The sequence below is a fragment of the Paenibacillus sp. FSL R7-0216 genome (genome assembly GCF_037969915.1).
Classification (GTDB): Bacteria; Bacillota; Bacilli; order Paenibacillales; family Paenibacillaceae; genus Fontibacillus; species Fontibacillus rhizolycopersici.
Genome location: NZ_CP150222.1, coordinates 4115197 through 4127668, shown reverse-complemented (window position 1 = coordinate 4127668; position 12472 = coordinate 4115197). Strand labels below are relative to the sequence as shown.

The window sequence follows — 12472 nt, the reverse complement described above, 5'->3', positions numbered from 1 at the left end:
TGAAATATCCTGTGCGCTTGTCCCGGATACCGAATTCCTTGATTCAGGGATGTCCGGTGCCGGCGCCAACTGGAGGAGATAGGGCTCCGGCGTGTTTTTTTGGCGGTACGATGATAATGGCCAACATCAGCACGAAGAAGGCCAGAAAGTAAGGTGAATACGAACCGTGGATCGCTCCTGCGCTGATCGGCCCGATAAATGAGCCAAGCGACATCGCGATCGATTGCAGCGAAAATACGGTGCCGAGCCGTTTCCCTCCGCTCAAATCGATAAATAGCGAAGCGATAGCGGGGAACACCACCCCTTTGGCCATCCCCAAGGCAAATAGCGTAACGGGGAGCGGGATGAAATCAAAGGCAGCCATGGCGAAGAAACATAAGGCGATGCCCAGAATGCCGAGGCTTGCTCTTAAATAGGGGGAATAATGGCTCAAAAATAACATCGACAGCGTCACGAGCGCCCCTAAGCTGATAATGGAAAAATATAAGCCCGTATGCATGATACCCTCGGTTCCGCCGGCCTGCAGCGGCAGCTCAAAAAACAAAATACCCTGGGAGCAGGCCACGGCGAGCGGCAGCAGATAATAACGCAGGGGGATCACGTTGATTCTGACCGGTACCTGTGCCTTGGCGGAGCCTGGTTTTGCCGGATCTGCCGCGAGCATCCGCGGAGGCTCCTTGATTGTGAAAATAGCGATGATCCCCGTCGAGATGAGCAGCCAGCCGAGCATCTGGAAGGTGATGGTGAAACCGGATTGGGCGACCAGGAAGGCGCCAGCGGCCGGCGACACGACCGAGGCAACGGTATGCATGACGCCATGTCCAGCCATCAGCTTGCCTTGCTGTACAGGACTCTTGGACAGCGAGGCGAGCATCGCCAGGCAGGCCGGAGACAAAAAGGCTAACACAAACCCGCTGATTGACCGCAGCGCGAGTAGCTGCCAGGGCTCGGTGACATGAGCCTGCAGCAGCAGGATCACTCCGGCGGTCAGCAGGCTGAAGATCATGTACCCTTTGCTGCCGTGACGGTCGACGCCTTGCCCCGCAAGCAGATTGCCCGGCAGATGGGTCAGCGCATAGATGCCCATCATCCAGCCGATAAACGTCGGCGCGGCTCCGAGCGATAAGGCAAAGGGGGTCAGGATCGGGTACTGGGCGTGCAGATCGAAGAAAGCCAGAAACATAAAGAAGTACAGCCAGAAGGCGATTTTCACGCGTCGCCCCTCCTTTTCGTAAAATGACTCATTGATATACTTGTACGCCCGCTGGGACGAACTTATTACCCACGGCTTTCCATCACGAAGCATTGGCCTAGTAGTCATTCGGCGTCGAATCTTGAATTCACCTAGGCTCTCCGTTGCTCACGTAGCCTCCAGCTACGCTCCGCTACTCGATCCTAACTTCATCCAACCTTCTCGGTGCTGTAAAGCCGTCCGGCTTTCCATCACGAAGCAGTGGCCGGTCCGGGGTTAAGCTGACATGGCCTTGGGCCATCATGTATAATGGGATTGAATTAAAATTAAGGAAATCAAAGGTGGAGGTTTCATCATGTTTGATGTACAGGTATGGACCGAATTTCTACAGGAAAACTGGCTGGTGATCGTCGTTGCCCTGGTCATCCTTTTCCTCGTGTTGAACTTCGTAAGAACGGTTGTGAAATGGGCGCTGGTCCTGGTCATCGCCGCTTTTATCATCATTTACAGCGGTATCACGATGAAAGACATCGGCGATGCGGTAACGACGGTCAAAGAGCAAGCTCTCGACATCAGCAAAACCGAAGCGTTGAACATGATGAAAAATGAAGCGAAAGAAGCCGAATTGACGCAAAATTCGGACGGCACGTTTACAATTACGACCCCGAACCTGGAGGTTATCGGACAAGCGGGCAGCGATAAGGTAAAGGTATCGTTCCGTGGGGTCTCTCTTGGAGAATGGTCGATGAACGACACGCTGGAGGCATTTATCCAGGAAGCCAAACGTAATTCCCAATAAAGAAGATAAACAAACAACCAGAATGAACGGAGGAGCTCATGAAGCTGGACATGACGACATTGCTGCAAACCTTAAGCGAATATAACTGGATCACGGTGCTGCTGTTGGTCGTGTTGCTGGGTTCGGTGTTACAGGGATTGGTTCGCGGAGCTTCCCGCTCCGCCGGCCGTCTGTTCGCGCTGCTTAGTGGCGGCGTATTGTCGCTGGTCGGAATCGCAGTGGCCGTCCCACTTACGATGTGGGTGTCGCCGAAGGTACAGGTTTGGCTGTCGACCTTGCCGCTTCCGGAACGGGAGCTGGCGCGATGGGAGCAGGTTCTGTATACGCTGATCATGGCGGTACGTGATTTTCCACTGATGCGGTTTGCCGTCGTATTCCTCCTGCTGTATTGGCTGATACGCACCTTGGCAGGGTTTGCGATGCTGTTCTTCCGCGGGGGGAGCGGCCTGTTCGGCTGGCTATTCTCCGGTGGGGATCGTCCGGCTTCCTTGCTTAGCCGTTTGACAGGCGCGGGGATCGGGGCCGTCATTGGAGCGGCACGCTGTTTGCTGCTGATTGCCTTGCTATTCATCGTCGTGACGGTGAACCCGAACAGCGGGTTCAGCCGTTACGTTGAAGCCTCGCCGGTTTACCAGCAAGGGGCGAAGACGGTGATCGAGCCGCTTACCGGCAATTTGATTAAGGAGAAGCTGCCGGTATTTACCCGAAGCGTAGAAGCGGAGCTTGGCAGCATCTTGCAGCAGAAATATGAAGTCATTGATGCCAACATCCCGGATTCCATCGAGCTAGCAGCGGCGGAAATTGCCAAAGGGGCCGATACGGACGAGGAGAAGGCGCGTCGGTTGTACGACTGGGTTGGGACGCGGGTGTCATATGATTACGATAAAGTGAAAGACTATGAGGAAAAAGGAATCTGGCACGAGCAAACGCCGCAAATGACGTTTGATACCAAACGTGGGGTTTGCATCGATTACTCCCGGCTTTACGCCGTAATGGCCAGATCCCAAGGGCTTCAGGTCAAGGTCGTGACCGGTCTGGGTTACGATGGACAAGGCGGATACGGGCCGCATGCCTGGAACGAGGTGTTTTTGCCTGAGAAAAATGCTTGGGTCCCGCTCGATTCTACCTGGGCCAAAAGCGGCGATTGGTTTAATCCGCCGGCTTTCAACGAAACCCACGTTCCTGATAAGATCATTTAAAGTGGCAGTAGGGACTCGCGGATTTGGCCCTACCGACGAAAATTACTGGAAACGGGGTGTAACTTCACCGCGCCTTATTTCGTTATGGTACTATAGAGTAGGTTGTCACAAACGATAATTGATTTAAGGGGAAGAAAGTAGGGAAACACCTTGAAAAGCGCTTATGTTAAAGATCCGCAAGAGCAGGAAATTGCAATGCAGCGCCATTTTAATATACGGTTAAACATGTTTTTCTTTAGTGCTTTTGCCATATTCACCGTTATCATTGTGCGTCTCGCTATATTACAGTTCGTGGAAGGGCCGACATTGTCCCAGCAGGAGAGCAATTTGCGGGTCAAAGACGTGCCGTTGTCGCCAACGCGTGGAACGATCTACGCAGCAGCGGGGGAGAAATTAGCCTACTCCACGCCGGTCCAATCGCTGTATATCACCCTCCAGAAGGATTATAGCAACGCAACTGACAAAGGGAAAACCAATCGTCCGGAAGCTTTGGCATTGGCCAAAAAGCTGAAGGAGGTTTTTGATAAATTCGGTACGCCGGACACGAAAATGACGGAAGAGGAAATCATCAAAGCGATGGACCTCGATTACCGGCAAAACAACGGGTTTACGCCGCGCCGCATCAAGATCGACCTGACCGCTGCGGAAGTAGCCTATTTTCTGGAACGGAAAAGCGACTTTCCGGGGATCGACATCGTGGAGGAAAGCATCCGCCATTACGACCCCGATACCGTAGCCGTTCAAACGATCGGATATATCAAGAAATATAAGGGCGCTTCCACATCGCTCGACAAGTACAAGCAGATTCGGGAATCGAAAAACGATGATCCTGCCATGCAATATACGGAAACCGAAGACGTCGGTTACGACGGTCTGGAATTATTTTACCAAGACGAGCTTCGCGGGAAGAACGGCTACAAGAGCGTGCCGATCGATCCGCGGAACATGGCCACAGGTATCGCGGAGATTACGCCGCCGGAAAAAGGCCATGATTTGCACACGACGATCAACAAGAACATCCAGATGATCGCCGAACAGGCAATTCTCGACCAAATCGATTGGGTGCACAGCCACCCGGTATCCGGCAAGGTTCATCCTAACGCAAAAACCGGGTATGCCGTCGCGATGGAAGTGGAGACCGGCAACGTCGTAGCCATGGCCAGCATGCCGGACTACGATACCAACGTATGGCAATCGGGCGGGGTATCCGCAGACAACTGGACGAGTATCTCCTCAAACTACCAGAACGGTACGATCACGCCAATCAGCTCCGGACGTTCGGGGCATAACATGGAATCCGTCATTTTGCTGGGTTCCACCATTAAGCCATTATCGGTGTTGATCGGACTGAACGAAGGTTTGTTTACGACCAGCACCTACTACCATGACTCCGGGATTGCTTATTTCGGGAGAAACGATTCCGCCAGCGTTCGCAACTCGCAGCGGCATGCGTACGGCTCGATTGATCCAGCTAGCGCAATCCGTCATTCCTCGAATACGTTTATGGTTGATATGGTTGGCGAAAAGCTGTACAACAGATACGGTTCCAAAGGGATCGAGATCTGGGATAATTACATGAAGCAGTTTGGTCTTGGTATTTCGACCGGCGTGGATCTGCCGAATGAATATTTAGGCAAGCTAGAGTATACAAATGAATCGGAGACCGCATTATCCCGACTCGCCTATGCTTCCTTCGGACAGCAAGGTAAATACACCGCGATGCAGCTCGCTCAATATACGACGACGTTGGCAACAAGAGGGAAACGGATGGAACCACATCTCGTCAGCAAAATCACCGATACCGAGGGCAATATTGTCAAGGAATTCAACCCGGTGATCCTTAATGAAGTCAAGTTTAACGACGCTTATTGGAAAGAGGTTATCGGCGGAATGGAGACCGAAGTTTCCTTTGCGTTCTCGGGTTTCCCTTACGATTTCGCACGGAAAACAGGGACCTCGGAGCAATGGGCTGACGGTGCCAATCGTGATAACGGCGTATTTATCGCTTTCGCGCCGCGGGAGAACCCGAAACTGGCGGTCGCGGTCGTTATTCCTGAAGGCGGCTTCGGTGCCTACAGTGCCGCACCCGTCGCTCGCAAAATTTTCGATGCGTACGACCAAGAATACGGCCTGGACGGCGTGCCGAAGAAAGCCAAAAATGAGCAGCAACAGCAATCTAGCAATAATCAAACTGGTCAAAACGGGAATCAAACCGGGCAAACCAATCCCTAACTGAATCTTTTGAACAGCAGCGACCTTTTCACATCATGTTGAGAAGGTCGTTTTTTTATTCCCGGCGGCTGAAATCCGGTTCCCAGATGTTCCAATGGAGAGAGGCGGGAAGGAACTACGATGAACAGATACGTTTCGGAGGATCCTCAAGAACAGCAGGCTTTCATGCGACGTCATTTCCATATTCGGTTGAACCTTTTTTTCTTCAGCGCGTTCGCCATATTTACGATCATCATCGTACGGCTTGCGATCATGCAGTTTGTGGAGGGGCCAACGCTCTCCAAGGAAGAAACGAGAATGAGGGTTCGGGAGGTGCCGATGCCTCCAGTCCGAGGTTCCATCCTAGCGGCGGGGGGAGAAATGCTGGCTTATTCCACGCCGGTGCAGTCCTTGTATTTGACGCTCCAGAAGAGCAACTACGACCCGGTATCCGAAGCGGGGCAAGCCAATTTGGCAGAAGCCAGGGCCTTGGCCCGAGAGCTAAAGAAAGCCTTCGATACATATGGCGATCCCGCGAATGAAATGACGGAGGAGGCCATTCTCGGGGCGATGGATCTGCAGTTCCGCTATGGCGGCGGATTTGTTCCCCGCAGGATCAAAAGCGAGTTGACCGAGAAAGAAGTCGCTTATTTTTTGGCTCAAAAAACCAAGTTTCCAGGTTTAGACATTATCGAAGATTCGGTGCGCCATTACGATCCCGACTTGGTAGCGGTACAAACAGTCGGTTATCTTAAAAAGTACCGGTCCACGTATGATTTGGAATGGTATAAACCGATCCGGGAGAGTCGGGATTCGGATCCGGCATTGCAGTACACGGAAGACGAATTTGTTGGCTTCGATGGGCTGGAGATGTATTATCAACGGGAGCTGCGCGGCAAGAACGGATACAAGCGGGTTCCGATCGATCCGCGTAATATGGCGAATGGCGTAGCTGACATCATTCCCCCGGTTAAGGGCTACGACCTGCATACCACGCTGAACAAAAAGGTGCAGTTGGCGGCGGAGCAAGCGATTCTGAACCAAATCGAGTGGGTCCGTAAGAATCCTGTATCCGGGAAAGTGCATCCTTTCGCCCAAACGGGTTACGCGGTGGCCATGGAGGTCGATACGGGCAACATCATCGCCATGGCCAGCATGCCGGATTACGATACGAACTTATGGCAAACCGGTAGCATGGACACCCGGGAATTTGAGAAGATCCGGGAGTATTACAAAAACGGGACGGTCACGCCGTACAGCGCAGGATACTCGGGTCATGGATTCGAGTCGACCGTGTATCTCGGCTCCACCATTAAACCGCTGTCCGTTCTGATCGGGCTGAACGAAAAGCTGTTTACGACCCAAACGAAGTATACCGATCGAGGGGCTGCTTATTTCGGTCGAAACGATCAAGCGAGGGTGCGAAATTCCTCGAACCATATCTATGGTTCCATCGATCCCGGGCTGGCCATTCGCTACTCGTCTAATGCGTTTATGGTCGATATGGTCGGGGAAAAGCTCTATAACAAATACCGCGCGAAAGGCATCGACATTTGGGACGACTATATGAAGCAGTTTGGGTTAGGCATCTCTACGGGAATCGATTTACCGGGAGAGTATTTGGGGACATTGGAGTATAAGGACGAATCGGAAACGGCGTTATCCCGGTTGGCTTATGCCTCTTTCGGACAACAAGGCAAATATACAGCGATGCAGTTGGCGCAATATGCTGCCGCCCTGGCGAATCGGGGGAAACGCATGCAACCTAGGCTCGTGCAAAAAATGACCGATGACTCGGGAAATACGGTGCTGGAACTCAAACCCCGGGTGCTGAACGAAATCAAAATGAACGAGGCCTACTGGGACGAAGTCATCGGAGGCATGCGGACAGACGTCAGCGCGTTTGACGGGTTTCCATACGATTTTGCCCGGAAGACGGGAACTTCGGAGCAAGCTTATAAAGATGAACTGATGGAAAATGGTGTGTTTATTGCGTTTGCGCCGCGTGAAAAACCAAAGTTGGCGGTGGCGGTCGTCATCCCCGAAGGTGGATTTGGAGCCCACAGTGCCGCCCCGGTTGCCCGCAAAATCTTCGATGCGTATGACCGCGAATACGGTCTGGCCGGTCGTCCCCTAAAATAATCGACTCAAGAAGAGGCCCTGCTCGCTGAGCGGGGCTGTTTTTGCGAGTAAATTTTTGGGGTCCCAAGGAAATTTCGCTTGCTTTTTGGTAATCCTTTGCTTAAAATTTGCACAAGGGAAACATTTTTATATAACACTAAAAAATAAAGCCTGAGCAAACAAGTGTTTACTTGTACAACATTGAGCGATTAAGGGAGAGGAGAAACGAAATGGATGAGTTGAAGATGAAGAAAAGCCCTTTTGAAAGGGCAAAGATGACGTTAGGCGTATTGGCTTTGATCGTATTGGCGGCTTGTTCTAAAGCGGAGGGCCAGGCAGACCATATCCGTGACTCGGCGGACGAAACGCCGGTACTGGTAGTGGCCACGATCGGGATGATTACGGATGTCGTACGGGAAGTCGGCGGTGAGCAGGTCGAGGTGACCGGACTGATGGGACCGGGGGTAGACCCGCATTTATATAAGGCATCGCAAGGGGATATCGAGAAGCTGGACAACGCAGAGGTCGTGTTTTACGGGGGGCTGCACTTAGAAGGGAAAATGACGGAAGTTTTCGAGAAATTGGAGCAGCGGAAGCGGACCGTGGCGGTCTCGAAGGACATTGATCCGGGCGAACTGCGCTCTGGCGCGGATGCCGGCGGATCGCAATACGATCCGCATATCTGGTTTAACGTCCGGCACTGGATCACGGCGACGGAAACGATCCGAGACACGTTGTCGGCCTACGATCCGGACCAAGCGGACGCCTATCGGAAGAACGCCGAAGCGTATATCGCCGAATTGGAGAAGCTGGATGCGGAGGTGAAGCAACGGATTGCCGAAATCCCCGAGCAGGACCGGGTATTAGTAACGGCACATGATGCGTTTGGTTACTTTGGAGATGCCTACGGGATCCAGGTCATGGGCCTGCAAGGGATCAGTACGGCGGCCGAATACGGTTCAAAGGACGTCGCCAAGCTTCGGGACTTCTTGGTTGAGAACAAGATCAAGGCCGTGTTCGTGGAATCGAGTATCCCCACCAAATCGATGGAGGCGGTCATCGCCGGAGCCGCTGAGCTGGGGCATACCGTGGAAATTGGCGGCGAGCTGTATTCGGACTCGTTGGGAGAAGCCGGCTCCGAGGCGGACACGTACATTCATATGGTCCAACATAATGTGAACACGATCGTTGAAGCGTTGAAATAAGTCCAGAAGGGGAGAACAAGGATGAAGAGTTATCCGCTTGAAGTGAACCGATTAACGGTTGCTTATCAGAAAAAGCCGGTGTTGCGTTCGGTATCTTTTCAAATCCCGGAGGGGCAATTAATAGGAATTCTCGGTCCGAACGGGGCGGGCAAATCCACACTGTTAAAAGCGGTGCTAGGGCTGCTTCCGACTCTGGACGGAGAAGTACGCATCTATGGCCGCTCCTACCGGGAACAACGCAAGTTGATCGGATATGTGCCCCAGCGTGAATCGGTCGATTGGGATTTCCCAACCCATGCGTTGGATGTGGTGATGATGGGGCGTTATGGCCAGCTTGGTTGGTTCCGCCGCCCGGGGGCGAAAGAGCGGCAGATCGCCATGGAATGTCTGGCCAAGGTAGGAATGGCGGAGTATGCCGGTCGTCAGATCAGTCAACTGTCTGGCGGTCAGCAGCAACGGGTGTTTCTGGCCCGGGCGCTGGCGCAAAATGCGCAAGTCTATTTTATGGATGAACCCTTTGCCGGCGTGGACGCCACCACGGAAAAAGCGATCATCGCCCTATTGCACGAATTGAAGGAGCAGGGGAAAACGGTTCTGGTCGTGCATCACGATTTATCCACGGTTAAGGAGTATTTCGATCATGTGCTGCTGCTGAACGGTGAATTGATTGCCGCAGGACCCACCGAGGAGACGTTTACGCCGGATCATTTGCATCAGACGTATGGCGGAAGAATCGCCATGCTGGCGGATTTCGGTGCTGCTCCTGCTGGGAAGGTGTGACAAACGATGTTAACGACATTATGGCAATGGATTACCGATCCGAACTTGCAGTGGATTTTGATGGGGTCCTTGCTGCTGGGCTTAGGAAGCGGCGTTATCGGATCCTTCACCTATCTTCGCAAGCAAAGCTTGCTTGGAGATGCGCTGGCGCACGCTGCGTTGCCTGGGATCTGCATCGCGTTTATGTTAACCGGGGTCAAGTCCGTGGGCCTGTTTATGCTCGGCGCGATCCTAGCCGGAATGGCGGCGACGTTTGGGATCTCCGCAATCACTCGCTATACGCGGATCAAGCAAGACGCGGCGCTTGGTATTGTGCTTTCGGTGTTCTTTGGGATCGGGATCGTGATGCTGACGAAGATCCAACACAGCGGCAACGGGAACCAAAGCGGCCTCGATAAATACCTGTTTGGTCAGGCGGCCTCTATGATGCTCGCGGACGTCTATCTGATGGGCGCCGTATCCGTTCTGTTGATCGTAGTCTGCATTTTGCTCTTCAAAGAATTTAAGCTAGTAAGCTTCGATCCCGGCTTTGCGAGGGGAATGGGACTTAAGGTAGCCTTTCTGGAGCAATTGCTCTTGCTTATGACCGTAGTAGCGGTCGTCGTGGGGATTCAAGCAGTAGGAGTCGTACTGGTGGCTGCCTTGCTGATTACACCGGCGGTCGCCGCCCGGTTCTGGACCGACGCTTTGGGTATCATGGTCGTGTTGGCCGGTGTATTCGGGGCGTTGTCGGGGGTCACCGGAACATTGATCAGTTCGACCTTATCGAATCTGCCGACCGGTCCGGTCACGGTATTAGCGGCAACCGCGTTGTTTGTCCTCTCCGCGGTGTTTGCACCAAATCGGGGGCTGCTAGCGAAATGGGTGCGCCGCTGGCGCGGCCGCAGCGAGATACAGCATCCCGCGGAGCTGGCGATGATCCGACAAGCCGGGAATGCGGTTGAAAGGGGGACGGAATAATGGCTGATTTTTGGATTATTTTGACCGGTACACTGGTGGCCGCAACATGTGGAGTTTTGGGCTGCTTTCTGGTTTTGCGGAAAATGGCCATGGTCGGGGATGCAATCAGCCACTCGGTCTTGCCGGGGATTGCCATCGCATTTCTAGTGAGCGGCTCTCGAGACTCCATGTTAATGCTCATCGGAGCGGCCGCGCTGGGATTGATCACGGTTTTCTTGATTCAGGCTTTACAGCAAAGCGGCCTGCAATCAGATGCCTCGATCGGCATCGTATTTACGGCATTGTTCGCCGTTGGCGTGATTCTAATCAGCCGGAACGCCTCTCACATTGATCTGGATCTAGATTGCGTGCTGTTTGGTGAAATTGCCTACGTGCAGTGGGACACCTGGATTTGGAACGGCTACGACATGGGGCCGGTCGCCGTCTGGATGCTGAGCGGAACGTTGCTCCTCGTGCTGGTGGCAATCCTGTTGTTCTACAAGCAGTTTAAATTGTGCGCCTTCGATCCTGCGCTGGCGGCTGCGGTTGGGATTCCGGTTGCCTTATTCCATTATTTACTGATGGGGTTGGTTTCGCTGTCAACGGTCGCTTCCTTTGAGAGCGTTGGCGCCATCCTGGTTGTCGGCATGTTGATCATTCCGGCATCGGCAGCTTACTTGCTGACCGATCGGCTGAGCGCCATGCTGGGGTACAGCGTGTTGATCGGGGTGCTTAGCGCAGCGGGCGGTTACTACGCGGCTAAATGGCTGGACGCCTCCATCGCCGGCTCGATGGTGACGGTAGCCGGCATCCTGTTCCTGCTGGCGCTTGTTTGTTCTCCGAAGCATGGCCTGATCGCCCGATTTGGCAAGCGAAATCGACCGAACGCTGCAGCGGTTTAAGGCCCCGAATCAAGCGAAAACAAACGCTATTTTTAGACCGAAAGTGACGCATTCTTGTCAAGTTGTTGCTACCAAGTTCCTTCTTCCCCGTATTACTTGATATAGTTAGCCGGCAAATGGTCCGGCCAGATCACAACTTAAGGAGAGGGATTCATATGGAGGCAGGTACACAGCAGCAGCAACATCCAAAGAAGAACACGCCCGTGGGGAAATGGATTTCAACGGCCATCATCGTCATCGTCGTGCTCATCGTTGGTTCTAACAGCTATGCGCAAGTGGAATACGGCCATGTCGGTTTGTACAAAACGTTCGGGAAGTTGAATGATAATGTTTTATCTCCAGGAATGCATTTCAAAGTTCCGTTTATTCAAACCGTCATTCAGGTGAACACGCAGGTCACCAAGACGGAAACGGACACCACCGCTTCCTCCAAGGATTTACAGCCGGTTTCCACACATGTCGCCGTCAACTACTCGGTCAACAAGGATTCGGCCTACAATCTGATGAACAATATCGGCGGGAATTTCGATATGGTCATCATTAATCCGGCTGTGCAAGAGATCGTCAAAGAAGTAACGGCACGCTATCAGGCCGAAGATCTGATCGCTAAGCGCGACGTCGTAGCGGGGGAGATTAGCGAGCATTTGACCGCTCGGCTGGCGAAATACGATTTAATCGTTAACGAAATTAATATCGTCAATTTTAAATTTTCCGACGCGTTTAACCAATCGATCGAAGCGAAGCAGGTTGCTCAGCAACAAGCCTTGAAGGCCAGCAATGACCTGAAGCGGATCCAGATCGAAGCGCAGCAGAAGATCGCTCAAGCCCAAGCCGAAGCAGAGTCGCTTAAGCTGAAGAAGCAGGAGGTTACGCCGGAACTGGTACAGCTTAAACAGATCGAGGTACAGGAGAAAGCGCTGGAGAAATGGGACGGCAAGCTCCCGCAAGTGACGGGCGGCGCCACGCCATTCATCGACATCCAATCGCTGACGAACCAGCGTTAATTAAATCGAAGTTAACCCGAACCTAGCCGCCTTCCAGGGCGGCTTTTTCGGGTTTAACGGACAGTTAATCAACGGGTCTGCGCGCTTTGTCGGAACCCGGGATTATGGTAAAATGGCGGT

The 12472-nt window shown here is 53.0% G+C and carries 10 protein-coding genes; 9 read left to right on the top strand and 1 reads right to left on the bottom strand.

Annotated elements, in window-relative coordinates; all coding sequences use genetic code 11:
• Window positions 1-43: 43 nt before the first annotated feature.
• Window positions 44-1213, bottom strand: coding sequence for an MFS transporter (locus tag MKZ15_RS18945; RefSeq protein ID WP_193417365.1), 1170 nt, complete (start codon window positions 1211-1213; stop codon window positions 44-46).
• A 334-nt stretch (window positions 1214-1547) separates the two neighbouring features.
• On the opposite strand from MKZ15_RS18945, the gene MKZ15_RS18940 reads away from it, so the two are divergent.
• From MKZ15_RS18940 to MKZ15_RS18900, 9 genes are all read left to right on the top strand, one after another.
• Window positions 1548-1991 carry a hypothetical protein gene (locus tag MKZ15_RS18940; RefSeq protein ID WP_155606161.1) on the top strand — a complete coding sequence of 148 codons (444 nt, stop codon included), beginning with the start codon at window positions 1548-1550 and terminating at the stop codon, window positions 1989-1991.
• 38 nt (window positions 1992-2029) lie between these two features.
• Complete coding sequence (locus MKZ15_RS18935) at window positions 2030-3190, top strand: transglutaminase domain-containing protein (RefSeq protein WP_339817370.1); 1161 nt, start codon at window positions 2030-2032, stop codon at window positions 3188-3190.
• Window positions 3191-3340: 150 nt separating this feature from the next.
• A complete protein-coding gene (locus MKZ15_RS18930) occupies window positions 3341-5422 on the top strand; it encodes a penicillin-binding transpeptidase domain-containing protein (RefSeq protein WP_339817369.1) in 2082 nt (693 codons plus the stop codon).
• 120 nt (window positions 5423-5542) lie between these two features.
• Window positions 5543-7543, top strand: a complete 2001-nt coding sequence (locus MKZ15_RS18925) for a penicillin-binding transpeptidase domain-containing protein (protein WP_339817368.1) — start codon at window positions 5543-5545, stop codon at window positions 7541-7543.
• Between the two features lie 209 nt (window positions 7544-7752).
• A complete protein-coding gene (locus tag MKZ15_RS18920) occupies window positions 7753-8727 on the top strand; it encodes a zinc ABC transporter substrate-binding protein (protein ID WP_339817367.1) in 975 nt (324 codons plus the stop codon).
• A 21-nt stretch (window positions 8728-8748) separates the two neighbouring features.
• Complete coding sequence (locus MKZ15_RS18915) at window positions 8749-9507, top strand: metal ABC transporter ATP-binding protein (protein WP_155606166.1); 759 nt, start codon at window positions 8749-8751, stop codon at window positions 9505-9507.
• A 6-nt stretch (window positions 9508-9513) separates the two neighbouring features.
• Entirely contained in the window at window positions 9514-10467 is a 954-nt protein-coding gene (locus MKZ15_RS18910) for a metal ABC transporter permease (RefSeq protein ID WP_339817364.1), read from the top strand.
• On the top strand, window positions 10467-11348 hold the full coding sequence (locus MKZ15_RS18905; RefSeq protein WP_239483757.1) for a metal ABC transporter permease: 882 nt from the start codon (window positions 10467-10469) through the stop codon (window positions 11346-11348). The genes MKZ15_RS18910 and MKZ15_RS18905 overlap by 1 nt, the downstream gene beginning before the upstream one ends.
• Before the next feature lie 155 nt (window positions 11349-11503).
• Window positions 11504-12352: a prohibitin family protein gene (locus MKZ15_RS18900; protein ID WP_155606169.1), complete on the top strand. Its 849-nt coding sequence runs from the start codon at window positions 11504-11506 to the stop codon at window positions 12350-12352.
• The last annotated feature ends 120 nt before the right edge of the window (window positions 12353-12472 follow it).